Raw genomic sequence first — 24,583 nt, forward strand, 5'->3', positions numbered from 1 at the left:
GACAGACAGTGCCGGGACTCGACGCCGTCCACGTCAGCGCTGCGTCCGGCCGCGCTCCGCGCGCCCTCTATGCCGCGCCTGTGCGAGCAGGCGTCTGAGCTCGGCGACGGCCTGGGAAGAAGGGGTCCGGTAAGCGCCTCTCTCCTGTTGGCGATGTGCGCCGGTTTTCCGGACGGTGTGTGTCGATGCTGGTTCTTCTCGTGTCAGGTGGTGCTGTTCACGTGACGGACCAGCCACGTGAGCATGGCGTCGAGGTCGTCGGCGGCCGCGAGGACTTTGCCGACAGCCTCAGGGGTGTGGAGCCAGTCGTCGCAGCCGAGGGGATAGGCGGCGATCAGTGAGCGGTGGCGCAGCAGGTCCGTGCAGGAGTGGTCGCACGGATAGCCCCGTGGGGGGCGCTTCATCACGTCCCCGGAGATGTCGTAGCCCTTCGCCCTCAAGTCCTCGATGATGGAGAAGAGTTCGTGGCCGCTTCCCTCGGTGGCGACGGCCTTGCGGAACGTGGTGACCTGGCCAGGGGCGGGATACCACCAAGCGCCTTGGATCCGCAGGCCGTCCAGGTCGAACCGCAGACCGATCTCGATCTTGTGGCCGAGGCGGATCACCGCGCCCTGATGCTGCCACCACCAGGAGTTGGTGCGGTAGTGCCAGACAGAGAAGTCCTCGTACCGGGGATCGGCGTCTGCCACATCATTGAGCAGCGCGATCATCGGCTGCCGGACGAGACGTTCCCGATCCGCGCGGTACTGCTCGCGCACCACGCGTGATGGCTCGCCCTGCAGGTGCAGCAGCACGTCCATGGCTCGCTTGGGCCAGCCGGTGAACCGTCCGCTCATGCGGGCACCATAGCCCACCAACCCACCCACGATCCGACAAGGATGCAGTGCGACGGGGCAAGGAGGGGCAGCCTGGCCCGCGGGATACAGGCCAGGCAGACGTTGCAGCGCCCTCACTGCGGGGACGGCTGTTGACTGCGGCTTGACCGCGGCCCGGTTCCGGGAAATCCCACATGGTGCCTCGGCTCAGACGATCGTGCCGATGTCCTGGGCGGTGATGGCGTCCATCGCCCGCTCGGCCACGGCTGCGATGGTCATCGATGCGTTGCACGCTCTCGAGGTGCCCAGGATCAGCGCACCGTCCAGGACGTACAGACCGCGCTGTCCGTGGACCGCCACGGCAGGCGTGCGCTTTGCGGCTGGGAGGCAGGACCTTGCCATCCTGCAGGCCCTGTCGCCCCGTGAGCTGCGGTGGTGCCGGTGCGCTGCCGGTCGTGTGCTGGAAGGGGAAGGTCTGTGGTGCGCCGCGTCTTCGGCCGCAGGGCCTCCGGGACCGGGCCCCCGACCGTGTCGCGTGGCCGGGGGCTGGCGGAGGCGGCGTGGCGTGTTCCTGGGTGGGTTACTTGCGGGGGGAGCAGGGGTCGCAGCAGGAGGGGGCGGGATCGACGCAGACGGTGGCGGTGTCGGTGTTGTTGGTGGGGTCGGGGTCCTTTTCGTTGCCGGCGGCGGTGGCGGTGTTGGTGATCCGGCCGGTCTTGGTGGCCTTGGCTCGCAGCACGAGGGTGGCGGTGGCGCCGTCGGCCAGGTCGTCCACGGTCCATTGCCCGGTGACCGGGTCGTAGCTTCCGGGGGTGCCGTCGGCGGACAGGAAGGTGAGGTCGTCGGGGAGTTGGTCGGTGACGGTGACGCCAGTGGCCGGGTTCGGGCCAGTGTTGTGGACGGTGATGCGGTAGGTCACGGTCTGGCCGACGGTGACGGTGGTCGCGTCGGCTGCCTTCGCCACGGTCAGATCGGCAGCCGGCTTGACCTCCGTGATCTGCTCGTTGGACGTGGCCGTCAAGGGCTCCGGCGTATCACCGAGCCGGTTCTCGTAGGTGGCGGTGGCGGTGTTGCTGATGTGCTTGTCGGCGGCGGCCAGGTCGATGACGGCCCGGTACTCCACCGTGGTCCCCGGCGGAAGGGTCCCGGTGTTGGGCAGGCTGCCGCCCTCCACGCCGGAAGCGCCGTTGCCGAGATGGAAGACGACCTTGTTTGCCTGGGCGTCGTAGTACGCCTGGTCGTCACCTTTCGCGTCGCTCTTCGCTCCGGCGTTCGGGCCGTCGACGATACGCAAGGAACCGGGCAGATAGGTCGTGCCCTGCGGGATGACGTCGGTCAGGATGAGGTTCTCGGCCCCGCCACCGCCCTCGTTCTTGGCGGTGATGCGGTAGGTGACGGCATCGCCCACCTCCAGCGGCCCCGCGGGAATGGCGGTCTTGGCGACCGTCACGTAGGGAGCGGTGCCGAAGAAGATGCCGTCCAGGAAGTTGCCGACGCTGCGGTTGCCGCCGGCGGCGGAGACCGAGCGGAAGGCGAAGCGCGTCAGTGTCTGGCCGTCCGGGACGGTGTAGGTGCCTGTGTAGTAACCCCAGGCGGTGTTGCCGTCGGTGAAGCGCCTTTGCTCCACCGTGGAGCCGGGCGCGCCGATGTCCAGCGCCATGGTGTCCTCGCCCTGGCGGCCGCGGTGATACAGCCGCCAGTACAGCTTCGTGCCGGGCGTGGTCGGCAGGTCCTGGTAGAGCGTGGAGACCTGGTTCGCGTTGAGCTCGGCGAACTGGACGCCCTCGGCCGCCGGCACACCGTTGAAGCCCGACCGCCACAGCTCGATCCTGTGGTCGGAGGCCGTGGTGAGCCAGCCCGGGACCCGCTTGGCCGCCTGCGTCTGTGAGGCGTCCGGCAGGATCTCCACACCGGTTACGGCGGGTTCTTCGAAGCTGCCGTTGGCCAGGGCGACCCGGAGCGGAGCAGCGGGAGGTGTGGTCATGGTGATGTCCCTCGAATCGATGCTGCTGGAATGCACCGCCGGGCCGTGGCGACGCCGGAACAGCCAGTAGCACAACGCGTTCAGGTAAACACGTAAAGTGATTAACGAATGAGTCCGGCCAACCCTGCGCAGCACGTTTGCGCACCCCACCCCCAAGCACCCCGCGCCCCGCCGTCCCCACAGGCCACCGGTCGGCACACCCCTCCCACCACACGCCCCTCCCCACTCTCACCCACCACACCGGTCATGGCCGAAAGCGCCCGTCGCACTACCCGCGCTCACCCCCGCGCAGGGTGAATCAGACGCCAGCGAAGTTGACGATCCCAGGACTCCGGACCTGATCCACCGCGGCGAGCGTGGCGCCGACCGGGACCGTGCCGACGTGGCGCTGCTGCCGGATCCACCCTTTGTCGACTGTGCTGCGAGGGAGAGGCCGGGCAGCACTGAGGCCGACATCGACGCGGCGCCGCTGTACCGGCCCGGCGGGCTGGAACACCTTGCCCAACTGCGCGAGCGTGGTGTGCTCGGCTCGCCGGATCAGTCCGCCTGACGGTCGGCGCGGGCGGCTGGGATGTCCGGAGGCTCCTGCCCGGCGGGCTGTGCCGGGCATACGAGCCGGCACGTCTCAACTGCGGTTGCCAGGCGCAGTAGTTGGGGCGTGGCGTGCGGCGTTACGCGGGCCGAGAGGCGGAGGCCCTGCACGCCCCGTTGTTCTGTCGACGGAGGGTCCTTTATGCCTCCAGGCCAGCCCCCGTTCCTTGCGTCCGGCGCAGTAACGTGGCCGGCAGGCGGCCGCCGTCGTCGGTCAGGTGCATGGCGGTGGTGCGGGAGGCGCTGTGCCCGCTCAGGGCCCTGCGGCGCCCGGGTTCACAAAGCGCTGGTCGCCGCCGCAACCCCGCTGTCGGCGCCGGGAACCACGCGGGTGCGTGCCTCGACCAGCAGGCGGCCGCCGATGCGGGCTGCCAGCAGGTCGTGTGGCTGGACCCGGTGGAGCGCCGCTGGGTGGAGGAGATGGGCGGCATGAACCTGATTCCTCGTCCGGGGGACCGGACCGGACGCCGGCGTGGTGACGCCCCCGCTGACCGGCACGCTGCTCTCCGGCGTGATTCGCGATTCCCTCATGACGCTCGCGGCGGCTCCACGGCATGCGACCGGCGCATGTGGCACCCGCAGTGGCACGACCTCCTCGACTGTAGGCCCGCAATCGGAGTGTCCTATTCCGGCGATGGCTGCGGTGAGGAAGAGGTGCCTAAATTAGACCAAGGCGCTGCGTGTCCAGGGAGTGCTTGGCGTCGCGGGGCGCGGACGTTTGGGGCTGACCCGCTGGTGTGGTCCGCCGCCCGCTGAGGGGCGGCGGGTCATCCGCGCTACTTTTGGAGGGCGTGTGCGAGGGCTTCGTCGAGCAGTTCCCGCAGGGCCGAGGAGGTCGGTGCGATGGCGGTGGCGAGCAGTGCCGGGCCGTCGGCCAGTGGTGTGAGGACGGCGCACCCGTCCCGGGAGCCCTCGCGGAGGAGGACGGGGCTGTGGTGAATGCCCATTTCGGGTGCGACGAGCAGGAGTTGGCCGACAGCGCGGTGTCCGTGCAGGACGGCCGGGCCGTCCCAGCCGGGTTCTGGGTCCCCGTATGCCGTCTGCTGGTCGAGCAGTGGTCTTCCGGCACGGTGGACCAATAGCCGGCTGATGAGGTGGCCCGGATGCTCGTTGGCCCGGCCCAGGAGCTGCTCCTCTCGCAGCAACAGCCGTGCGGTGGCGGCGAGTTCGACGGTGTAAGTCTGCCGGAGGTTGCTGCCGGCGGCGCTGATCAGCGGCTGGGGCAGCCAGTGCAGGCTCGTGTGTTCCCCGGCGGTGAGCCGTACGTCGTAGGTGGCCGGGGCGGTGGTGGGGCCGCGCAGGGCGAGTGTGGCGGCGGCCGTCGTGACCTCCAGTACGGCCCGGTCCCCGGCGGTGACGTCGATGGTGAGCCGGTCGCCGCCGAGTGGGGCGCTCATCGCACCGATGATCCCCACCTTGGCGGTGTTCCCGTCGGTGCGCATGCGTCGGAGGTGGAACGGGCCGTCACTGCGTAGCTGCGGAAGTGTGGTGACGCGTCCGTTGTACGTGGCGTGGATGCGGGCCGTGGCATGCACCCCGTCCGGGTGCCCGGCGGGCTCCTCGGCTCCGGAGCGGGCTCCGGCCAACGCTGCCCGGTCTGCGGCGAGTTGTGCGGCGAGTTGTGCGGCGAGGCTCATACGGCCGCCTTGGAGCGCCACTCGGCGAGGTGCGCGGTAACCCAGTTGGCGACCTCGCGGATGCCGTCGTCCAAGGTGAGGCTGGTGAAGATGACGGGAAGGTCGCCGCGTTGCCGTTTGGCGTCGGCGGCCATGGTGGCGAGGTCGGCGCCTACGTGCGGGGCGAGGTCGGTTTTGTTGACGACGAGGAGGTCGGCGGTGGTGATGCCGGGGCCGCCTTTGCGGGGGATGTCCTCGCCGCTGGAGACGTCGATGACGAAGATCTGCACGTCGACGAGGCCCTTGGAGAAGGTTGCGGTGAGGTTGTCGCCACCGGACTCGACGAACACGAGGTCGAGGGGATGGAGGGCCGCCTCCAGGTGTTCGACGGCCTCGAGGTTGGCTGAGATGTCGTCGCGGATCGCGGTGTGCGGGCACGCGCCGGTCTCCACCGCGGTGATCCGTTCGGGCGGCAGCACGGCCTCTCGCAGCAGGTACTCGGCGTCCTCGCGGGTGTAGATGTCGTTGGTGACGACGGCGATGGACCAGCGGTCGCGCAGGGTGCGGCAGAGCGCTGCGACGCTGGCTGTCTTGCCGGAGCCGACGGGCCCGCCCAGACCGACACGCAGAGCTCGGCGGCTGCCGTCGGCGCGGAGCGGCTCGGCGCTGTGGGTGTGGCGCTGTGGCATGGTCACGGGGTGGTCGAGGTGCACGAAGAGCTCCAGGTGGGAAGGGAAGGCTTCAGGAGGCGAAGAGCCGGACGGTCCAGGCGGCGTGTTGTTCACCGGTGATGTCCAGCAGCGGGGAGGACGCCGATGGCAGGGCGTCGATGCCCTCGGCCGTGACGCGGTCCGCGGCCTGGGCGGCAGCTGTGGCGACGGCGTCGGTATCGGAGCTGAGGCGGGCCAGCAGCCCCGAGGCGTCGAGCGGGTCGAGGCTCAACAGGCGCACTGCCGCGGTGGCCGGGCCGCTGGCGTTCTCGTACGCGGCGGCATAGGCGGCGTCCAGCGGGGTGAGCCCTGCGGCCCGGGCGGCGAGGCCCAGCACGAGCGGCTGGTGGGCGCCCTGGGGACGTTCGGCGGCCAGCCGTTCCAGGTCCTCGGACGGGAAGGTGGCACGGGCCGCGCGCATCATCTGCCGGCCGAGCCGACGGGCGACGGCGCGCAGCGCGGGGACGGGGGTGCGTGCGTCAGCGGCGTCGTCCAGCAGCAGCGGGTCGACTCCGGCGGCGGCCGCGGCGGCCAGGCCGGCCATGGTCAGGCCGGTGGTGTGCAGACGGCCGCGGCAGAATGCCTCCAGGCTGTCGGTGTCGTGTACGGCTCCGTGGGCGACAGCGGCTTCGACGCCCCCTGAGTGGGCGTGCCCTCCGGCGGGGAAGCGGCCGTCGGCCAGCAGGAGCAGGGCTGCACGGCTCATGGGTGAGCGGCTGCCTTTCGTGGGGTCGGAAGTTGTGCCGAGCGCGGGCGGGCCTGGCCTGCCCGCCCGAGGGCCCGGCCGCAGTGCTGTTGCTCCGACGGCCCGGCTGGTGGCGGTTCAGAAGAGGAAGTACCGCTGTGCCAGGGGTACTTCGTTGACGTAGGAGCGCGGCACGGTCGCACCATTGAGTTCGGTGCGGGCGTCGGTCGTGGTCGCACCGCCGATGGTGACCTCGAAGCTGTTGTGGTCGACTTCGAGGCTCGTCAGCGCACTGCCGTCGTTCAGTTTCATGTCGGACTTCATGACCTGCCGGGTGCTTGTGATGTCCACGAACTCCTTGTCGAGACCGAGACCCGGAATACTGCTGGTGCCGTCTCCGTTCAGTTTGCCGGCCACGCCCGGAGCCACGAAGTTCACCGAGTTGCGTCCCGGGGAGCGGCCGGTGGAGCCCCAGACCGGGCGCGGCATGTAGGGCTGCGGCGTTGTGATCGACGCGTTGGCGTCGCCGACCTGCGCGTATGCGAGCTGGCCGCCCTTGAGGAGCATGTGCGGTTTGACGCCGAAGAACTTCGGCTCCCACAGCACCAGGTCGGCGAGCTTCCCGGTCTGCACGGAGCCGACGTGGCCGTCGATGCCGTGCGTGATCGCCGGGTTGATCGTGTACTTGGCGACGTACCGGCGCGCCCGGAAGTTGTCGTTCGGCTGCAGCTGCTGGTCGTTGAAGGAGTGGTTTGTGTCGTCGGTGATCGTGCGGACCTTCGCGGCTTCGAGGTCCTCCTTCAGTGCCCCGTAGCGGCACTTCATGACGTGTGCGGTCTGCCAGGTACGCATGATCATCTCACCGATGCGGCCCATTGCCTGGGCGTCGGAGGACATCATGGAGATGGCGCCCATGTCGTGGAGGAGGTCCTCCGCGGCCATGGTGGACGGCCGGATCCGGGAGTCGGCGAAGGCCATATCGGCCGGAATCTGCGGGTTGAGGTGATGGCACACGATCATCATGTCGACGTGCTCCTTGACGGTGTTGACCGTCAGGGGACGCGTCGGGTTGGTCGAGGCCGGGAGGACATTCGGTTCCTTGACCAGCTCGATCATGTCCGGCGCGTGACCACCGCCAGCACCCTCGACATGGAAGATGTGGATGGAGCGTGCCTTCTTCTTCGTGAACTTCCCCCCAGCGTCCCTGCCGTCGCCCGTGAAGGCTGCCCGTGTGCTCTCCAGGAACCCCGACTCGTTCAGTGAGTCGGCGTGCAGAGCAAGCTGGACACCGCGCTCTTCACAGATGTCCAGGGCCCGGTCGATCACCGCGGGCGTGGCGCCCCAGTCCTCGTGAATCTTGAAGCCACAGACACCGGCGTCAACCTGCGCGTTGAGCTCGTGCTCGTTCATCGTGCTGCCCTTGCCGAGCAGGCCGATGTTGACCGGGAACTCGTCCAGCGCCTCGAAGAGCCGCCTGATGTGCCATGCGCCCGGGGTCACGGTGGTGGCCGTACTGCCCTCGGCCGGTCCCGTGCCGCCGCCGATCAGGGTGGTCACACCCGAGGCCAGAGCCTCGTGGATCTCCCCGGGGCAGATGAAGTGGACATGGGTGTCTACGCCACCCGCGGTGATGATCCGCCCGTTGCCGGAGATGACCTCGGTGCTCGGCCCGACCACGAAACTTACCGGCGTCAACGGAACCGGCTCCGTATTGCCCATAGTTGTACGGTTCGGCATCTCGAACCTGTTGCTCGGGATCGGGTCCATCGTCTCGGGGTTGTACGCCTTGCCGATGGCCGCGATCCTGCCGTCGCGGATGCCAATGTCGGCCTTGACCACGCCCCACCAGTCGAGGATCAACGCGCCCGTGATGACGGTGTCCACGGGCCTGTGGTCCGTGGCGTCGCCTTCGCCGTTCCTCCCATCCCTGGCGAGGTGCGACATTCCCATAGACTCGCGGATCACCTTGCCGCCGCCGAAGACCATCTCATTGCCGCTGTACGCAGGGCCGCCGCTCCAGTCGGCCTCGATCTCCAGCGTGAGGTCGGTGTCGGCGAGCCGGACCCGGTCCCGCGTGGTCGGCCCGTACAGCGCTGTGTAATCCGCCCGCGTCAGCTCATTGCTCGGCTTCGGCCGGCCCTTCACAGGCTTCGGCACCTGGCCGCGGCCCTGTCCCTGCGGGTTGTTCATCGGACGATTCCTTCGCGCAGTCCCCGGATCTTGGCCAGGTCGCTGGTGTTGCTGCCGCCGGCCGTGACATCACCCTGGATCTGCACCAGTTCCACACAGCACTCGTCGCCAGGTTCGAAGCGCACCGCCGTGCCCGCGGCGATGTTGAGCCGTCGGCCCTTCGCCGCATCGCAGTTCCAGAGACTGCGGTCATGGGGGACTGTCCGACCGGCAGGGACCTCGATGCTGATGACCTTGAGCTCCGGGTTGACCTCGGCGAAGTGATAGTGGGAGGCAACCTGAATGGGACGGTCCGACTCGTTCTTCACCTTGATCTTCGTCTTGCCCGGCCCCGGCAAGGTGGTGGCGTCCCTCTGCAGGCTGACGCCCTGCGTGTCCCCGTCGAGGTGCACGTTGAAGTGGATCGCGTCGTACCGGGAGACTGTGTCGTCGTACTCGTAGCAGCTTACGGACGAGTTGCCGCTGTCGTCGCAGTCGACCGGGGAGTCTGGCTTGCGGGGCGGCTGGGGGTGCTCGACCTTGCCCGGGTAGACCTCGTGCTCCTCTGGCGCCTCCGGAATGGGGTCGTCGATGGTGACCAGCTTGGTGCCGTCCGGGAAGGTGGCCTCCACCTGGACGTTCTTAATCATCTCCGGGACGCCGTCCATCACCTCATCACGGGCGAACAGCTGCCGACCCGACTCCATGATGTCGCTGACCGTCTTGCCGTCGCGTGCCGCCTCGAAGACGTGCACCGTCAGCAGGGCCATCACTTCTGGATAGTTGAGGCGCAGCCCACGGTCGCGGCGCCTGTGTGCAACGTCGGCCGCGACATGGATAAGCAGGCGCTCCTGCTCATGCGGAGTCAAATGCACGATAAGCCATTTCTCTTGGTCGGACAGTGCATGCGGCCAGGCATGCCGGAGATCACGAACACGTTCCCCCAGGACGGCAACCGGGCGCTCTTCGAGCATCAGCGGGCAGGATCAGCGAGATGGCCAAACCGCGGATGAACCACACCATCTGATGAATCCGCGATGCGGAATACGCAGTCGCCACCCCGCCGGGCAGGAGCTGACAGCGTCGTCCAGGCAAGCCCCTCACGAGCGGGCGGTGGTCCACTCCTCCACCGGGGCAGCGACACGATGAGCCACCACTCCCGCGGACCACCGCCCCTATACCCGACCAGCGGAAATGCAGTCCTCACGCGCGGAAGGCAACAGCTTCTGGGGACATGTGCCGGTTTTCCGGACGGTGTGTGTCGATGCTGGTTCTTCTCGGGTCAGGTGGAGCTGTTCACGTGACGGACCAGCCACGTGAGCATGGCGTCGAGGTCGTCGGCGGCCGCGAGGACTTTGCCGACAGCCTCAGGGGTGTGGAGCCAGTCGTCGCAGCCGAGGGGATAGGCGGCGATCAGTGAGCGGTGGCGCAGCAGGTCCGTGCAGGAGTGGTCGCACGGATAGCCCCGTGGGGGGCGCTTCATCACGTCCCCGGAGATGTCGTAGCCCTTCGCCCTCAAGTCCTCGATGATGGAGAAGAGTTCGTGGCCGCTTCCCTCGGTGGCGACGGCCTTGCGGAACGAGGTGACCTGGCCAGGGGCGGGATACCACCAAGCGCCTTGGATCCGCAGGCCGTCCAGGTCGAACCGCAGACCGATCTCGATCTTGTGGCCGAGGCGGATCACCGCGCCCTGATGCTGCCACCACCAGGAGTTGGTGCGGTAGTGCCAGACAGAGAAGTCCTCGTACCGGGGATCGGCGTCTGCCACATCATTGAGCAGCGCGATCATCGGCTGCCGGACGAGACTACAGCTCTCAGGAAGAAGATGCCGCGCCGCGCTCAGCCGTACCGGCGGCCGCGTCCGGGGCAGCAACCGAGTAGAAGACGGACCTCTGCTGCTTGGTGCGGTGAGCTTCGCCCTTGGCGACGAGTGACTCGAGAGTGCTGCGCACGACCGTGGCTTTGACCTCGCGGTCTGGAAGGGCCTGGGTGAGGGCAGCGGTGACCTCGGCTGCGGAACGCGGTTCAGCGTGCTGGGTGAGGTCATCACGGATGAGGTCCCGGAGGGTGGAAGAACCCGCTTCTCGCACCCGCTTGGTGCGGATCCCGCCTGACTCCGTTCCCTTCTGCTTGCCGCTGGCTGTGTCGGTCTTCTTCCTCGGCTTGCGCGTCGCCGACCGGTCCGCGGACTTCCGTGCAGCGGATGCACCATTCTCAGAGCCGCTGACGTCGGTGTTCTCCGGAACGTCACCGGCGGCTTCGTCGCCAAGGCTCTGCCGCATGCCGAGCAGCAGTACCCGGTTGTTTTCCAGCACCAACAGCTGCTGCTGTAGTGCCGTGATCTCGGAGGTGAGACGTTCGTGGTCGGCGGAGTTGCGTTCGAGATCGGTATTGATCTGTGCCGCGTATTGGGACTTGAGTTTGGTGTTGTCGGCAGAGGAGTCCACCACAAGCTCCCTCGTCTGGGGCCTTTTCATGTTGGTGGTGGATGGTACCTCTGCGCGACGGCTATGCGGCTACTGGTTCGCTCACCGTGGCCAGGGGCCTGGTGTCGTCCACGTCGTTGGCGTAGTCATGGCGTTCCTGGGCCAACCAGGTGGAGGTGCCGCTGTCCCAGGCTTCGGCGAGCGACACCATGTGGTCGATGTCCAGGCCGCGGGTGCCTTGCACATCGATGTCGTCCTAGTGTCCTGCGCCAGTAGTTGATCGTTAGTTACTGCATGACTTCTTCTGCTGCTGGTGCTTCGGTCCCTCGTCGGGGCCCGAAGCTTGAACCGTTGCTGCTCTCCGACGAGGAGAGGGCGGTGTTGCAACGGTGGTCGCGTCGGGCAACGTCGGCTCAGGCGCTGGCCCTGCGGGCGCGGATCGTGCTGGCGTGTGCGGGCCCGGAGGTGCCGCCGATCGTGGTGGTCGCCCGCGAGTTGCGGGTGGCCGCCGACACGGTCCGCAAGTGGCGGCGGCGGTTCCTGGCCGAGCGACTGGACGGCCTGACCGACGAGCCCCGGCCGGGGCGACCGCCCACCATCGGTGTCGAGCAGGTGGAGGCGGTCGTGGTCGCCACGCTGGAGGAGATCCCGAAGAACGCTACGCACTGGTCGCGGAAGTCGATGGCCGAGCACAGCGGTCTGTCCAAGTCCACCGTCGGCCGGATCTGGCGGAAGTTCCAGCTCAAGCCACACCTGACGGACACCTTCAAGCTGTCCACGGACCCGTTCTTCGTGGAGAAGGTCTACGACGTGGTCGGGCTGTACTTCAACCCGCCCGAGGGCGCGGTTGTCCTCTCGGTGGACGAGAAGTCCCAGATCCAGGCACTGGACCGGTCCCAGCCGGTACTGCCGATAATGCCCGGCATGCCCGAGCGGCGCACCCACGACTACGTCCGTAACGGCCTGACCACGCTGTTCGCCGCCTTCGATGTCGCCACCGGCGAGGTCATCAGCTCCCTGCACCGGAGGCACCGGGCGACGGAGTTCAAGAAGTTCCTGGTCAAGATCGACAAGGAGGTGCCCGCGCACCTCCAGATCCACCTCATCTGCGACAACTACGGCACCCACAAGACACCCGCGATCAGGACGTGGCTGTCCAAGCACCCACGCTTCCACATGCACTTCACCCCGACCGGATCCTCCTGGATCAACCAGGTCGAGCGGTGGTTCGGCTTCCTGGCAGACCAGAAGATCCGCCGCGGCGCACACAAGAGCGTCCAGACCCTCGAAGCCGACATCCGCGCCTGGGTCAAGGACTGGAACGCAGACCCCAAGCCGTTCATCTGGACCAAGACCGCCGAGGAGATCCTCGAATCCCTCGCCCAATTCTGCCGACGGATCTCCGGCGCAGGACACTAGTAGATTGTCGCTGCTTAGCTGTGGCGTGTCTGGTGGGTTCCTCCTTCGTGATTGCTGGACAAGACTGTCGTCGTGGGTTCACAGAAGAAGCGGCCGGTCAGGTTGACCGCGCAGGATCGTGAGGATTTGGTCCGGGTGACCACGACGGGTGTTCGTGGGGCTTCGATGATCATGCGTGCGCGGGTACTGCTCGCGCTGGACACCTCGGAAGGTGAGGTGGATTCCAAGACGGTGATCGCGAACCGGCTGGGCGTCTCCGGTGAGACGTTACGGCTGGTCGCCAAGCGTTTCGCTGAGACCGGTGGCGATGTGCACGCCACGATCGCGCGGAAGAAGCGCGACCTGCCGCCGGTGCCCTCGCCGGTGACCGGTGAGGTCGAAGCCCGGCTGATCGCGATGGCGTGCTCACAGCCACCCCAGGGCCATACCCGGTGGTCACTGCGGCTGCTGGAGAAGCACGTTGCGCTGGCCGAGGACATCCCCGATCTGGACCACTCCACCATCGGGCGGGTCTTAAAAAAACGGAACTGCGCCCTCACCTGAGAAAGTGCTGGACCATCCCGCCACGGGCGAACGCGGAGTTCGCGGCCCGGATGGAAGACGTGCTGGCCGTCTATGCCCAGCCTTATGACCCGGCACGTCCGGTGGTGTGCATGGACGAGAAGCCCTACCAGCTCCTCGCCGATGCCCGCGACCCACTCCCGGCCTCGCCCCGGACACGACGCCCGCCAGGACAGCGAGTACATCCGCCGCGGCACGTGCTCGATCTTCGCGTGGGTCGAACCCCTGCGCGGGTGGCGCCGCGTTCAGGCGCTGTCGCAGCGGACCCGAATCGACTGGGCCGGCCAGGTCAAGCAGTTACTGAACGTGGACTACCCCAATGCCGAGACCGTGGTGCTGGTGATGGACAACCTCAACACCCACGGCATCGCCTCACTGTACGAGGCATTCGAACCACACGAGGCCTTCGCCCTGGCCCAACGCCTCGAGATCCACCACACCCCCAAGCACGGGTCATGGCTCAACATCGCCGAGATCGAACTCTCCGCACTCACCCGGCAATGCCTCGACCGCCGGATCGGCGACCTCGACACCCTCAATACCGAACTCTCAGCCTGGCAGAACACCACCAACACCGACCGACGTCAGGTGAACTGGCAATTCACCACCCACGACGCACGCATCAAACTGCGCCACCTTTATCCCAAAAGTTAGCCGCGACAATCTACTAGAAGGCCGATGAAGATCTTGGTGAGGGGCTGTCCGGCCGGAGGCCGGATGGCCCCTCTTCGTTATGTGGTGGCTGGGGCGAGGTGCCAGGCGCCGTCGATGCGGGTGAGTCCGAGGTTGATCAGTCGGCGGAGGTTGAGGGCGGCGGCTCGGGTGTGGAGCCAGGTGTCGTTCTTGAGGGTGCCGCGGTAGCGGAGTCGGCGGTTGCCGTGGTGGACGAGCCATGCGACGGCGCGTTCGACCGGTGGTCTCCAGCGGCGGTAGTCGGCCTGCCAGTCAGGATCGGTGGCGGCCTGGTGGCGGGCGGCCGCTTGGAGGTCGTGGTGCGGGCGGATGGTCAGGATGCGTCCGGCCTTGGCCTTGGTGCACTGCTCGCGCAGGGGGCATCCGGTGCATAAGTTCCCGAAAGAGGCTTTGCGCTGGTGGTGCTGCCCGCCGGGGTCGGACAGGCCCACGGCGTGTCCGGCCGGGCAGGTCACGATGGCGGTGGTGGTGTCGATGGCGAAGTCGTCGAGGGTGAAGCCGCCGGGGACGGCGGGCCGCAGCGGGGCGGGTTTGAGGAACAGCCGGTGCCCGGCCCGGTCCAGGGCCTGGCGGGCGTCGCCGGTGGAGTAGGCGGTGTCACCGAAGGCGTCCACCGGGGTGTCCTCGTCGGCGAGCAGCTCAAGACCCACGGCAGCCTCATGGTGCTCGGGCCCGGAGCCGGGCCGCAGGGCGACGGCGGTGTATAAGCCGGTCTCGGGCTCGATGGCCAGGTGGGCCTTGAAACCGTCCTGCTGGTGGCTGCGGGTCTTGTGGATGTGCCGGGCTTCCGGATCGATGGTGGAGACCATCCGGCCAGGGACGGTGCCCCGGGTGATGCGCCAGCGTCCGTCGCGGCCGTCGGAGTCCTCGGCGGGCTCGACGTCCTGACCGGCGACCAGGGCCAGGATGCCCACCGCGTTCGCGGCCTTCTCGCCGAGTTGCTGTTCGGGCAGGTGGCCCAGCAGCCGCAGCGCGTCCGTGACGAGTGCGTCGACCAGCTCGGCGCGGGCCTGCTCGTCGTTCCAGGCGATCTTCGGTTTGCCTGGGTCGGTGTAGTCGTGGGCGGTGCACTGGGCAGCGGCGGCCGTGTCGGCGCCGGGGACTTCGCGGATCACCGCGCGGACGGCGGCGATGATCTGGGTGACGGTGTCCTGGGTGGCGACCGCGTCGTCCAGCACAGTGGAGTCCAGAGCCCGGCGGTGCTTGCCCTTGAGGACACCGGTGGCCTTCACGACCTCGCGTACGGTCTCGAAGATGCGGTTCGGGCGGGCGGAACGGGCCAGCCGGCGGCGGAAGTAGGCCAGCAGCGATGGATCGAACGCCATGTCGTTGAGGCCCAGGCCGCATGCGGCCTTCCACCGCAGGTCGCACCGCAATTCCTGGACTGTCTCGAAGTCCGACAGCCCGTGCAGGGCCTGTAGCGCGATCGCGGCGGCCAGGATCTGCGGCGGCATGCTCGGCCGTCCATTCGCCGACGGATACATGTCCACGAACATCTCAGCCGGGAACAGCTCGCCACGATGCTCGGCCAGGAACGCGAACACACTCCCGGCCGGAATCAGGTCCCGGCAGGTCTCCCACACATCCGGCCCGACCATCTCGCCGACCCACTCACCCATCGCCACAAGACAAGTCTGGCCCTGCCGCTGACACGGCAGGGCCAGAACCCAAGACCTTCACGAGCCTTCTAGTAGATTGTCGCTGCTTAGCTGTGGCGTGTCTGGTGGGTTCCTCCTTCGTGATTGCTGGACAAGACTGTCGTCGTGGGTTCACAGAAGAAGCGGCCGGTCAGGTTGACCGCGCAGGATCGTGAGGATTTGGTCCGGGTGACCACGACGGGTGTTCGTGGGGCTTCGATGATCATGCGTGCGCGGGTACTGCTCGCGCTGGACACCTCGGAAGGTGAGGTGGATTCCAAGACGGTGATCGCGAACCGGCTGGGCGTCTCCGGTGAGACGTTACGGCTGGTCGCCAAGCGTTTCGCTGAGACCGGTGGCGATGTGCACGCCACGATCGCGCGGAAGAAGCGCGACCTGCCGCCGGTGCCCTCGCCGGTGACCGGTGAGGTCGAAGCCCGGCTGATCGCGATGGCGTGCTCACAGCCACCCCAGGGCCATACCCGGTGGTCACTGCGGCTGCTGGAGAAGCACGTTGCGCTGGCCGAGGACATCCCCGATCTGGACCACTCCACCATCGGGCGGGTCTTAAAAAAACGGAACTGCGCCCTCACCTGAGAAAGTGCTGGACCATCCCGCCACGGGCGAACGCGGAGTTCGCGGCCCGGATGGAAGACGTGCTGGCCGTCTATGCCCAGCCTTATGACCCGGCACGTCCGGTGGTGTGCATGGACGAGAAGCCCTACCAGCTCCTCGCCGATGCCCGCGACCCACTCCCGGCCCCGCCCCGGACACGACGCCCGCCAGGACAGCGAGTACATCCGCCGCGGCACGTGCTCGATCTTCGCGTGGGTCGAACCCCTGCGCGGGTGGCGCCGCGTTCAGGCGCTGTCGCAGCGGACCCGAATCGACTGGGCCGGCCAGGTCAAGCAGTTACTGAACGTGGACTACCCCAATGCCGAGACCGTGGTGCTGGTGATGGACAACCTCAACACCCACGGCATCGCCTCACTGTACGAGGCATTCGAACCACACGAGGCCTTCGCCCTGGCCCAACGCCTCGAGATCCACCACACCCCCAAGCACGGGTCATGGCTCAACATCGCCGAGATCGAACTCTCCGCACTCACCCGGCAATGCCTCGACCGCCGGATCGGCGACCTCGACACCCTCAATACCGAACTCTCAGCCTGGCAGAACACCACCAACACCGACCGACGTCAGGTGAACTGGCAATTCACCACCCACGACGCACGCATCAAACTGCGCCACCTTTATCCCAAAAGTTAGCCGCGACAATCTACTAGGTCGCTGCGTGGCCCGCATGCGCTCGTGACCAGCGCAAATACCTGTACATCGGGAAGGAAAGACCCTTGATCTACTGCGGAGTCGACTGGGCGGAACGGACGCACGATGTCGCCCTGGTCGACGACACCGGTGAGTTACTGGCCAAGCGGCACATCACCGACGACGCGGCCGGCTACAAACTGCTGCTGGACCTGCTCGCCGAGTACGGCGACACCGAGGAGGATCCGATCCCGGTGGCGATCGAGACGTCCCGGGGCCTGCTGGTGGCGGTGCTGCGGACGGGCAAACGGAAGGTGTTCGCGATCAACCCGATGGCCGCCGCCCGCTACCGCGACCGGCACAGCGTCTCGCGCAAGAAGTCCGACCCCGGTGACGCCCTGGTCCTGGCGAACATCCTGCGCACCGACATGCACGCCCACCGGCAGCTGCCCGACGACAGCGACCTCGGCCGCGCCATCGCCGTCCTCGCCCGCGCCCAGCAGGACGCCACCTGGAACCGGCAGCAGACCGCCAACCAGCTTCGCTCCCTGCTGCGCGAGTACTACCCAGCAGCCCTGGACGCCTTCGCCACCTGGACCAACGGCCTGTGCAGGCCCGAAGCCCGCGAACTCCTCAAGACCGCCCCGACGCCCGCCAGGGCCGCACGGCTGAGCCGCACGCAGATTCAGGCCTCCCTCAAGCGGGCCGGACGGAAGCGAGGTATCGAGGCCGAGGCCGACCGGCTCCGCGAGGTCTTCCGCGCCGACTGGGCCCACCAGCCGCCCCTGGTCGAGGACGCGCTCGGCAAGCAGATGCTCGCCCTCCTGGTCCAGCTGGAAGCTGCCTGCACCGCCGCCGACGACCTCGCCGAGGCGGTGGAGGAGTCCTTCCCTCAACACCCGGACGCCGAAGTGCTGCTGAGCTTCCCCGGGCTCGGCATCCAGCTCGCCGCCCGGATCCTGGCTGAGATCGGGGACGACCACACCCGCTTCGCCGACGCCCGCGGCCTGAAGGCCTACGCGGGCTCCTCGCCCATCACCCGCGCGTCCGGCAAGAAGTCCAGCATCACCCGACGCTGGGTGAAGAACGACCGCCTCAACCACGCCGGCTACCTCTGGGCCTTCTCCTCGCTCCGGGCCTCCGCCGGGGCCAACGTCCACTACCGGCGCCGACGCGAACAAGGAGACTGGCACGCAGCTGCCCAGAGGAACCTCTTCAACCGCATGATCGGACAGCTCTACCACTGCCTCCAGCACCGCGAACCGTTCGACGAGAACACCGCCTTCCCCACGGAACTGGCCGCCGCGGCTTGACGGCATAGCAACGTGAGGTGTCTGCGCACGGGACGGCTTCCCGCGCACGACCTGACCTGCGAGGCGTAACCCTGGCAGCGGCACCCGAAGTCGCGGGCGGTGCTGGCGCCGCCGGGGCGTGGCGCCATCCGTGGAGCGGCACGACCTCGCTCAGAACCGCTATGGCCGGCCGGCGTTACATGACCGGCTGCCTCGTGGCGGGGACGCGCTGATCGCCTACGTCCTGAAGGTCGGCGAGGACGGCATGCACATTCTGCGTGCCGTCCACCAGGACGACGCACCGCCGGGACTGCGGGACCTGCCCGCCGTGCAGGTATCGCGGCAGGTCTGGGTTCAGCAGTACTGGTACGACGGTCAACGCGCTGCTCTACCAGGGCCGCACCAGCTGCCAGTGGGACCTGCTCCCGCACGACTTCCCGCCGCCCGGCGCAGTGAAGTACTACTTCTACACCTGGCGCGACGACGGTACCGATCAGACCATCCACGACCTGCTGCGCTGGCAGGTGCGGGAGAAGGCGCGGCCACCGGGATCTCCCGCAGCGCGAACCCATCCTCGGTGACGGTCACCTGGAAGACAGTGCCGGTGGTGAAGGAGCCATCCAGGGCCTCGATGGCCTCGGAGTCCTCAAGAGCAGCGGGGCGGTACCGGTAAGCCGGGTCGTCAGCAGCGACCATGGCACGACGCTACGACCGCTCCGACCACGGCAGGACGGGTTTCGGCCGACCACGCCCGGTCCCCGGCCCAAGGCTCCAGGGCGAGAGCTGACCAACCCCGCTCGGGCGGCGGGCGACGCGGCGCCCGAGCGGGACAGGAGGCGTCAGTTGAGGTCGGGCACCTCATCGCGGGTGACGACATGGTCGTGGCCGTAGACCTTGACCAGGTGGTCGACGGTGTTGCTCTGTGTCAGGTGCTCGACATTCCAGGTGTTGAACAGCACCCAGCCGGTGCCGGTCGACACGAGCTCGTCCGGGTCCGGGATGGGGCCGTTCTCGTGTAGCGCCACCGGAATGGTGTCGCCGACCACACCGGTCGTCGCGTCGTACATCGCCTTCTGCGGGTCGTAGTTCTGGTCACCGGCATATGTGTCGGCGCCGACGATGTCGACGTATTCCTTGCCCGGGTAGCAGGAGGCGGAGGCGGCGGGCTCGCCGTTGAAGCCCATCAGCCAGATGGCGTTGGTGACCTTCTTCTCGGTGAAGCGGTCGAAGGCGTACTTCCACAGCCGCTGGTATTGGTCGCCGCCTTCCTTGCTCCACCAGAACCAGGTGCCGCCGGCCTCGTGGAAGGGGCGCCAGATCGCGGCGGCGCCGACCTCTCGGAGCTTGTTCATCTGGGCGGCCGCGTTGTCCAGTCGCTCGACGAAGGACTTGTTCTCGGCGGTGCCCGCGGTGAGCACCTTGTCGATGGAGACGGTCTGCTTCGAGCCGTCGTAGTCGTCGGAGTACGTGGGCGCCCCCATGTGGTAGCCGAACATGGGGATGCCGCCGGCCTGCCACCAGGCGATGGCCCGCTCCGTGGCGCCGCCCGGCGCGTCGCAGATGTCGAGGCCGCGGATCGCGGGGTACTTGCCGGTGTGCTCGCGGATGTAGTTCATCTCGTAGTCGGGGCCGTCGATCCAGGTCGACTCCTGCTGCCCGGAGATGATCTTCTTCCGGTACTGGGCGGTCACAAAGGCCAGTAGTTTCACGGCCTGCTGGTTCGCGCCGGGCGCGACCGGCCCGGCAGCTTTCTTCCGGGCGCCACGAGGGGAGACGGTCTCGCCGGCAGACGCGTTGCCCGCCACCGCGGCCGTGCCGGGCACGGCGAGGATCGCAGCGATCTCTGTCATGCGGCGGAGAACCGTGCGACGGGAGGCATGTTGTGGGGACATGACCAACTCCTGTGGGGGGATACGGACGATGCGATGAAAGCGCGCCGTGCACCACGGTGCGCAGGACGGGTGGTCCGCCCGGCGGCGATGTCCCTTGGCTCTGGCGAGCCTGTGGCCCCCGGCGTCACTCACCCGTTGGCCACCGACGGTAGGAGCGCGGCCGGAGGCTGGCAACACCTTCCGCAGAGAAACTTCGGAAACCGATGAAAGTTTCCTGGGCCCGATTCATCGAAGGAGCGCGGTCCACCGCTCCAGCGATCGCATGACCCTCGGCAGGTCCCGGGCCGCGAAGGTGACCATGCGAAGCCCAAAGGCACGCTGGCCGGTGTCGGCCTGGCGGTGGCCCAGCGCCAGCCACAGGCACCAGGCCATGGTGGCTAGTTGGCTGCGCAGCATGCCGGCGAACGCGGAGACCGTTGCCGGGCCGCCCGGCCCTCCGCGATCGAGATAGGCCGCCAGCAGCGGGCGCACCACGCGGGGATCGCCCTCGGCGGTGGGTCCGTTGAACGGGGTGGCGACCCGGAAAGCGACGTTCACCGCTTCCCACCAGGGGACGTCCGCCCGGACCACCTCCCAGTCGATCAATGCGTATCCGTCGGAAGTGCGCAGCACATTGGCCCGGGATGTGTCCCCGTGGACCAGTACGGTGCCGGGAGGATTGCGCAGCGCGTCCTGAATCAGCGTGGTCGCGTCCGCGACCACGGGGAGGAGGGCATGCGCCGACGGGGCGACCGGGTGGTCGCTCGCACCGGCCTCGCCCACCCACTCCTGCCACTCCGCCAGGGAATGCAGCGCGATGCCGTCATCGGCGCCGGCCCCTGAACCAGTGCCCAGGAGGGCGATGCGGGCCAAGGTGCTTCCCACCCACTCCGCCGGCTTCGAGAGGTCGGCATCGGATGGGGCCTCGGCCCGCCGCAAGTCGTGCCCTTCGAGCCATTCGCTCACCCGCACCAGCGCCTCACCCGCTGGGTTGTGCCAGAAGCCGATGGCCGGAGAGGGGGGCTCGACGGGCCGCGGTATCGTGATCCCCGCTTCCCAGGCCGCGCTCTGTAGCCGGTGCACCCGGTGCGCCTGTTCGCGATGTCACTCGCCCAGCAACCGGTCCGTCCGCACCACCCACCGGCCTCGCGTGGTGACCAGCACACGGCTGTCCGACGGGCGCCCCCGTTGGCCAGCGGGCGCCATGGCCCCAACGGCCGACCCAGCCCGAAAGCCGCAGCGACTGCGACGCAATCGAGATGCATCCGAAGAGTCTGCTCCACATGGCGGCACTGCCGCATCCGGCTTCTCCGGCCATCCACAGATGTCACGAACAGTGCGCCCGGGTATCCGCGCAGGCCGCCGCCGCCCGTGCTCAGCCGAGTGGGTCAGCACGTCCGTACGAGCGGACGGCCCGGCCCGGACGGCGTCAAGGGCGCCGGGGGCGGAATCGCTGCCGCCCCCGGTTGCGCCCCGTCAGGCGGGTGCGGGCCCCGTCGTGCCGCGTTGCACGAAGTGGGCCGTCGGGGACCAGCGCTCGGTGACGGGCCTGCCGTCGATGTGGTCCAGGGCGGCTTCCGCGACCACCACCCCGAAGCCGTGCACGTCGACGGTCATGGTGGTCAGCGGCGGTGAGGCGAGGCGGCAGAGCGTGGAGTCGTCCCAGGCGATCAGCGACAGGTCGGCGGGGGCCTCCAGACCAAGCTCCTTGGCCGTGGCCAGTCCGGCGACCGCCATCACGTCGTTGTCGTAGAGGATCGCGGTGGGCCGGGAATCCCGCTTGAGCAGTTCGGCGGTGAGCCGGGCCCCGGACTCGGCCGTGTAGTCGCCGTCGACGACCACCGACTCGACGCCCGCCTCTTTGCACGCCTCCTCCTGGGCCACGGTGCGGGCCTGGGTATGCAGGAGGGAGCGCGGTCCCGCGACACGCGCGATGACACGGTGTCCGAGGTCCGCGAGCCGGGCCACGGCGTCGCGGACGGGGCCGCCGTCGTCGGTGCGCACGGCCGGCAGGTCGGGGGCGTCCCGCCAGGTGCCGACGAGGACCGCCGGCAGCCCCAACTCGCGCAGGACGGCCGGCCTTGGGTCGTCCTCGACGAGGTTGACCACGGCCACCGCGTCGACCAGACCTCCCTCGGCCCACCGGCGATAGGCGGCCACCTCTTCCTCGTACGTCGGGACGACATGGAGCAGCACCGACATGTCGCGTGTGACGAGGCACTCCTCCATTCCGGCGATGAACTCCATGAAGAACGGCTCCACGCCGAGCAGCCGGGTCGAACGCGCGAGGACGAGGCCCAGGGCACCCGGCTGGGTGCGGTCGCGATGGGCAGGGGTCATCCGATCTCCGGTGTCGTGGGGCAGAGGCTGTTCACGGAACGCAACACGGGTACGGCGGTCAGGACAGCGGGATCGAGGGTGTGGCGGGTGCGGACGTGGAAGGTGTGGCTCTCTCCGGGCAGCAGGGTGACGAGCATGTCGTCGACCGTCGCGTCGTCGGCGACGTGGTCGGCCAGCACGGCGACGTCGCGGGCGAACGAGGTGGCCCGGACGTCGACGCGGTAGCCGCCCGGCTCGGCGTGGGCCTGTGCGCTCAGCGCGTCGGGCCGGTAGGCGAGGTCGCGGTCCTCGCAGAAGGTGTGGACGGCACGTACGCCCTCCGACGACGCCACGAGCACCTCCTGCCTGGCCTCTTCCGGTGTGAGCAGTGAGTCGTCCGGTTTCACGCAGACTACCGAACGGGGCCCCACCCGGAGCTCGACTTTAGCATCGGCCCGGACGACACCCTCGAGCGTCTGACGCTCGAGGACCAGACGGCCGGCCCAGGTTTCGCCGGTGTCGTTGACCACGACGACGGCGAGCCTGCCCTCCCTGGGCTGGAAGGTCAGCAGACGCGGCGCGTAAGCGCCGCGCAGCGCGTACCACAGGGGCTTGGGGCGCTCGTCGCTGTCCACCGCGGCCCAGGAGGTGACGGGCCAGCAGTCGTTGAGCTGCCAGACCAGACTTCCGGCCGTCCTCGGCCACCAGGAGCGGAAGTGCTCGATGCCGAAGGCGACGGCGCGGGCCTGGTTGAGCTGCGTGGCCCAGTGCCAGTCCGTGAAGGAGAGCGGGCGGGGCAGGTGCGGAGCCATGCCGCGGTCCAGCTTGCCGTTCCCGTCCTCCGCCTTCTGGTGCAGCAGGAACGCGGGCGAGGAGGGGGTGAGCGGTTCGTCGTGGATCCAGCGGGTGAGGGTGGCCCAGGTGGGCGGGCCCTGGAAGCCGAATTCGGAGCAGAAGCGCGGAATGTGGTCGCGGTAGGTGGTGTAGTCGAGCCGGTTCCACACCTCCCACTCGTGCCGCGTGCCGTGGTTCTGGTCGTTGGGGTGGGTGCCGCCAACCGGTGCGCCGGGGGTGTAGGGGCTGCCGTCGGCGTAGGGCGTCGTCGGGTCGAGGTCGGCGACGATCCGCGGCAGCACCTCGGTGTAGTAGCCAAGTCCCCAGGTGCGACCGACCAGTTGCTCGGGCCAGCCCCAGTCGGCGTAGCCCCAGAGGTTCTCGTTGCCGCCGTTCCACAGGGCCAGGCTGGGGTGTCCGGCGAGCCGGGCGACGTTCTCGCGCGCCTCGGCCTCGACCTCGCCGCGCAGCGGCTCCTCCTCGGGGTAGGCGGCGCAGGCGAAGGGGAAGTCCTGCCAGACGAGCATGCCTCGCTCGTCGCACACGTCGTAGAAGTCGTCGGTCTCGTAGATGCCGCCGCCCCACACGCGCAGCATGTTCATGTGGGCGCCGAGGGCCTGGTCGACGCGGCGTTCGAGGCGTCCGCGCGTGATGCGGGTCAGGAAGTGGTCGTCGGGGATCCAGTTGGCTCCCTTGGCGAAGATGCGGGTGCCGTTGACGACGAAGGTGAAGGGGGTGCCGGTCTCGTCGGGTGCGGTGTCGACGGTGATGTTCCTGAAGCCCACGCGCCGGTCGACGGCGTCGAGAGGCTCTTCGGGCCGCTCGGCCGTGGCAAGGGTGACCCGAAGGTCGTACAGGGGCTGGTCGCCGTATCCGGCGGGCCACCACATCCGGGCGCCGGGTACGCCGCCCCGGAGCACGGCGGTGGTGTCGCCGGCGGCGAGCACGGCGCGCGCCCGGTGCCCGCCGACCTCGGTGGTGAGGACCAGCTGCGGCCCTTCCGCTGCGGCCCGTTCGATGTCCGCGTGGACCTCCACGACTCCGGTGCCGTCGGGTTCGACGCTCACCAGGGGCCGGACGCGGCCGAGTCGTGCCGTGTGCCAGCGTTCCAGGCGGACGGGCTTCCACATGCCGGCGGTCTGCAGGTCGGGGCCCCAGTCCCAGCCGAAGCTGCACGCCATCTTGCGCACCATGTTGAAGGCGTGCGGGTAGACGTGGTCGCGACGGCCGAGTTCCGCTTCTTTCTCCTCCGCGTACTGGAGGGCGGAGGAGAAGTCCACGGTGAGTTCGTTGGCACCGTCCACGAGGTGGGGACGGACGTCGAAGCGGTAGCTGCGGTGCATGTTGGCCGTGGTGCCGATCAGTTCCCCGTTGAGGGTGATGGCCGCGACGGTGTCCAGGCCGTCGAAGACCAGGTCCACGTGCTCCCCGGCCTGCGCGGCGGTGGCCTCGAACGTGAGGCGGTACTGCCAGTCGGTGCGGTGCATCCACACCAGCTCCGCCTCGACCCGGTCAAGGTAGGGGTCGGGGATGAGGCCCGCGGCCCTCAGGTCGAGATGCACGCTGCCCGGCACCGCGGCGGGCACTGTGCGCCCGCGGACGGCGTCCGGCACCGGCCCACGCGTCGCGCTCAGCCGCCAGCCCTCGTGCAAGGTCGTACGCGCCATGTTCACTCCCGTCGGATCGGAGCCTGCG

At 68.5% G+C, this 24,583-nt stretch carries 22 protein-coding genes and 4 pseudogenes; 9 read left to right on the top strand and 17 right to left on the bottom strand.

Annotated features, from left to right (window positions below):
- Positions 1-203: 203 nt before the first annotated feature.
- The 3 genes from AS97_RS45710 to AS97_RS45720 form a co-directional block, all read right to left on the bottom strand.
- The gene (locus tag AS97_RS45710) at positions 204-836 is read right to left on the bottom strand and encodes a DUF2461 family protein (RefSeq protein WP_247204727.1); all 633 of its coding nucleotides are present in this window, start codon (positions 834-836) and stop codon (positions 204-206) included.
- Between the two features lie 186 nt (positions 837-1,022).
- The gene (locus AS97_RS45715) at positions 1,023-1,175 is read right to left on the bottom strand and encodes a hypothetical protein (protein WP_210566997.1); all 153 of its coding nucleotides are present in this window, start codon (positions 1,173-1,175) and stop codon (positions 1,023-1,025) included.
- Between the two features lie 220 nt (positions 1,176-1,395).
- Positions 1,396-2,799 (bottom strand): CARDB domain-containing protein, encoded by a 1,404-nt coding sequence (locus AS97_RS45720; protein WP_210566998.1) that lies wholly within the window; start codon positions 2,797-2,799, stop codon positions 1,396-1,398.
- A gap of 382 nt (positions 2,800-3,181) precedes the next feature.
- Here AS97_RS45720 and AS97_RS45725 point away from each other — a divergent pair, with 382 nt between their 5' ends.
- Positions 3,182-3,349, top strand: coding sequence for a hypothetical protein (locus AS97_RS45725; RefSeq protein ID WP_161563142.1), 168 nt, complete (start codon positions 3,182-3,184; stop codon positions 3,347-3,349).
- Positions 3,350-3,705: 356 nt separating this feature from the next.
- Positions 3,706-3,934, top strand: a pseudogene (locus tag AS97_RS48340) (aminotransferase class IV); the annotation flags it as partial.
- A 232-nt stretch (positions 3,935-4,166) separates the two neighbouring features.
- On the opposite strand, the gene AS97_RS45730 reads toward AS97_RS48340, so the two are convergent.
- The 9 genes and pseudogenes from AS97_RS45730 to AS97_RS45765 form a co-directional block, all read right to left on the bottom strand.
- Positions 4,167-5,027 carry an urease accessory protein UreD gene (locus AS97_RS45730; RefSeq protein ID WP_210566999.1) on the bottom strand — a complete coding sequence of 287 codons (861 nt, stop codon included), beginning with the start codon at positions 5,025-5,027 and terminating at the stop codon, positions 4,167-4,169.
- Positions 5,024-5,719: an urease accessory protein UreG gene (ureG, locus tag AS97_RS45735; protein WP_210567000.1), complete on the bottom strand. Its 696-nt coding sequence runs from the start codon at positions 5,717-5,719 to the stop codon at positions 5,024-5,026. The genes AS97_RS45730 and ureG overlap by 4 nt, the downstream gene beginning before the upstream one ends.
- A gap of 28 nt (positions 5,720-5,747) precedes the next feature.
- Positions 5,748-6,422, bottom strand: a complete 675-nt coding sequence (locus AS97_RS45740; protein ID WP_210567001.1) for an urease accessory UreF family protein — start codon at positions 6,420-6,422, stop codon at positions 5,748-5,750.
- 117 nt (positions 6,423-6,539) lie between these two features.
- A complete protein-coding gene (locus AS97_RS45745) occupies positions 6,540-8,591 on the bottom strand; it encodes an urease subunit alpha (RefSeq protein WP_210567002.1) in 2,052 nt (683 codons plus the stop codon).
- Positions 8,588-8,983: an urease subunit beta gene (locus AS97_RS49175; protein WP_349017648.1), complete on the bottom strand. Its 396-nt coding sequence runs from the start codon at positions 8,981-8,983 to the stop codon at positions 8,588-8,590. Before AS97_RS49175 ends, AS97_RS45745 begins: the two co-directional genes overlap by 4 nt.
- 165 nt (positions 8,984-9,148) lie before the next feature.
- Positions 9,149-9,445 (bottom strand): annotated as a pseudogene (locus AS97_RS49180) (urease subunit gamma); the annotation flags it as partial.
- Between the two features lie 407 nt (positions 9,446-9,852).
- Positions 9,853-10,359 carry a DUF2461 family protein gene (locus tag AS97_RS45755; RefSeq protein WP_210567003.1) on the bottom strand — a complete coding sequence of 169 codons (507 nt, stop codon included), beginning with the start codon at positions 10,357-10,359 and terminating at the stop codon, positions 9,853-9,855.
- 25 nt (positions 10,360-10,384) lie between these two features.
- Positions 10,385-11,017, bottom strand: coding sequence for a hypothetical protein (locus tag AS97_RS45760; protein ID WP_247204729.1), 633 nt, complete (start codon positions 11,015-11,017; stop codon positions 10,385-10,387).
- A 61-nt stretch (positions 11,018-11,078) separates the two neighbouring features.
- Positions 11,079-11,240, bottom strand: a complete 162-nt coding sequence (locus AS97_RS45765; protein ID WP_210567477.1) for a hypothetical protein — start codon at positions 11,238-11,240, stop codon at positions 11,079-11,081.
- A 50-nt stretch (positions 11,241-11,290) separates the two neighbouring features.
- On the opposite strand from AS97_RS45765, the gene AS97_RS45770 reads away from it, so the two are divergent.
- From AS97_RS45770 to AS97_RS45780, 3 genes are all read left to right on the top strand, one after another.
- Positions 11,291-12,415, top strand: a complete 1,125-nt coding sequence (locus tag AS97_RS45770) for an IS630 family transposase (protein WP_086710425.1) — start codon at positions 11,291-11,293, stop codon at positions 12,413-12,415.
- A gap of 165 nt (positions 12,416-12,580) precedes the next feature.
- Positions 12,581-12,958, top strand: a complete 378-nt coding sequence (locus tag AS97_RS45775; protein WP_244453216.1) for a helix-turn-helix domain-containing protein — start codon at positions 12,581-12,583, stop codon at positions 12,956-12,958.
- A gap of 141 nt (positions 12,959-13,099) precedes the next feature.
- Positions 13,100-13,630 carry a transposase gene (locus AS97_RS45780; protein WP_210567006.1) on the top strand — a complete coding sequence of 177 codons (531 nt, stop codon included), beginning with the start codon at positions 13,100-13,102 and terminating at the stop codon, positions 13,628-13,630.
- Positions 13,631-13,707: 77 nt separating this feature from the next.
- Here the strand turns inward: AS97_RS45780 and AS97_RS45785 are convergent, their stop codons facing one another.
- Positions 13,708-15,288, bottom strand: coding sequence for an IS1182 family transposase (locus AS97_RS45785; protein ID WP_210564187.1), 1,581 nt, complete (start codon positions 15,286-15,288; stop codon positions 13,708-13,710).
- 237 nt (positions 15,289-15,525) lie between these two features.
- On the opposite strand from AS97_RS45785, the gene AS97_RS45790 reads away from it, so the two are divergent.
- The 4 genes and pseudogenes from AS97_RS45790 to AS97_RS48345 form a co-directional block, all read left to right on the top strand.
- A complete protein-coding gene (locus AS97_RS45790) occupies positions 15,526-15,903 on the top strand; it encodes a helix-turn-helix domain-containing protein (protein ID WP_244453216.1) in 378 nt (125 codons plus the stop codon).
- A 141-nt stretch (positions 15,904-16,044) separates the two neighbouring features.
- Complete coding sequence (locus tag AS97_RS45795) at positions 16,045-16,575, top strand: transposase (RefSeq protein WP_210567006.1); 531 nt, start codon at positions 16,045-16,047, stop codon at positions 16,573-16,575.
- Between the two features lie 83 nt (positions 16,576-16,658).
- Positions 16,659-17,885: an IS110 family transposase gene (locus AS97_RS45800; protein WP_210567007.1), complete on the top strand. Its 1,227-nt coding sequence runs from the start codon at positions 16,659-16,661 to the stop codon at positions 17,883-17,885.
- A gap of 353 nt (positions 17,886-18,238) precedes the next feature.
- Positions 18,239-18,343: pseudogene (locus tag AS97_RS48345) on the top strand (transposase); the annotation flags it as partial.
- A 360-nt stretch (positions 18,344-18,703) separates the two neighbouring features.
- On the opposite strand, the gene AS97_RS45810 reads toward AS97_RS48345, so the two are convergent.
- The 4 genes and pseudogenes from AS97_RS45810 to AS97_RS45825 form a co-directional block, all read right to left on the bottom strand.
- Positions 18,704-19,714 carry a glycosyl hydrolase gene (locus tag AS97_RS45810; protein ID WP_210567008.1) on the bottom strand — a complete coding sequence of 337 codons (1,011 nt, stop codon included), beginning with the start codon at positions 19,712-19,714 and terminating at the stop codon, positions 18,704-18,706.
- Between the two features lie 267 nt (positions 19,715-19,981).
- A pseudogene (locus AS97_RS45815) lies at positions 19,982-20,824 on the bottom strand (phosphotransferase); the annotation flags it as partial.
- 387 nt (positions 20,825-21,211) lie between these two features.
- Positions 21,212-22,075, bottom strand: coding sequence for a substrate-binding domain-containing protein (locus AS97_RS45820; protein WP_210567010.1), 864 nt, complete (start codon positions 22,073-22,075; stop codon positions 21,212-21,214).
- The gene (locus AS97_RS45825) at positions 22,072-24,555 is read right to left on the bottom strand and encodes a glycoside hydrolase family 2 protein (RefSeq protein WP_210567011.1); all 2,484 of its coding nucleotides are present in this window, start codon (positions 24,553-24,555) and stop codon (positions 22,072-22,074) included. The genes AS97_RS45820 and AS97_RS45825 overlap by 4 nt, the downstream gene beginning before the upstream one ends.
- Positions 24,556-24,583: the final 28 nt, after the last annotated feature.

It is taken from the genome of Streptomyces sp. AgN23, from assembly GCF_001598115.1.
Classification (GTDB): domain Bacteria; phylum Actinomycetota; class Actinomycetes; order Streptomycetales; family Streptomycetaceae; genus Streptomyces; species Streptomyces antimycoticus.

What these genes read in the sequence shown, in the direction of transcription:
- AS97_RS45710 (WP_247204727.1), bottom strand. Translation starts at nt 836, where the DNA reads ATGAGCGGACGGTTCACCGGCTGGCCCAAGCGAGCCATGGACGTGCTG.
- AS97_RS45720 (WP_210566998.1), bottom strand. Translation starts at nt 2,799, where the DNA reads ATGACCACACCTCCCGCTGCTCCGCTCCGGGTCGCCCTGGCCAACGGC.
- AS97_RS45730 (WP_210566999.1), bottom strand. Translation starts at nt 5,027, where the DNA reads ATGAGCCTCGCCGCACAACTCGCCGCACAACTCGCCGCAGACCGGGCA.
- AS97_RS45740 (WP_210567001.1), bottom strand. Translation starts at nt 6,422, where the DNA reads ATGAGCCGTGCAGCCCTGCTCCTGCTGGCCGACGGCCGCTTCCCCGCC.
- AS97_RS45745 (WP_210567002.1), bottom strand. Translation starts at nt 8,591, where the DNA reads ATGAACAACCCGCAGGGACAGGGCCGCGGCCAGGTGCCGAAGCCTGTG.
- AS97_RS45755 (WP_210567003.1), bottom strand. Translation starts at nt 10,359, where the DNA reads ATGATCGCGCTGCTCAATGATGTGGCAGACGCCGATCCCCGGTACGAG.
- AS97_RS45770 (WP_086710425.1), top strand. Translation starts at nt 11,291, where the DNA reads ATGACTTCTTCTGCTGCTGGTGCTTCGGTCCCTCGTCGGGGCCCGAAG.
- AS97_RS45775 (WP_244453216.1), top strand. Translation starts at nt 12,581, where the DNA reads ATGATCATGCGTGCGCGGGTACTGCTCGCGCTGGACACCTCGGAAGGT.
- AS97_RS45780 (WP_210567006.1), top strand. Translation starts at nt 13,100, where the DNA reads ATGCCCGCGACCCACTCCCGGCCTCGCCCCGGACACGACGCCCGCCAG.
- AS97_RS45785 (WP_210564187.1), bottom strand. Translation starts at nt 15,288, where the DNA reads ATGGGTGAGTGGGTCGGCGAGATGGTCGGGCCGGATGTGTGGGAGACC.
- AS97_RS45790 (WP_244453216.1), top strand. Translation starts at nt 15,526, where the DNA reads ATGATCATGCGTGCGCGGGTACTGCTCGCGCTGGACACCTCGGAAGGT.
- AS97_RS45795 (WP_210567006.1), top strand. Translation starts at nt 16,045, where the DNA reads ATGCCCGCGACCCACTCCCGGCCCCGCCCCGGACACGACGCCCGCCAG.
- AS97_RS45810 (WP_210567008.1), bottom strand. Translation starts at nt 19,714, where the DNA reads ATGACAGAGATCGCTGCGATCCTCGCCGTGCCCGGCACGGCCGCGGTG.
- AS97_RS45820 (WP_210567010.1), bottom strand. Translation starts at nt 22,075, where the DNA reads ATGACCCCTGCCCATCGCGACCGCACCCAGCCGGGTGCCCTGGGCCTC.
- AS97_RS45825 (WP_210567011.1), bottom strand. Translation starts at nt 24,555, where the DNA reads ATGGCGCGTACGACCTTGCACGAGGGCTGGCGGCTGAGCGCGACGCGT.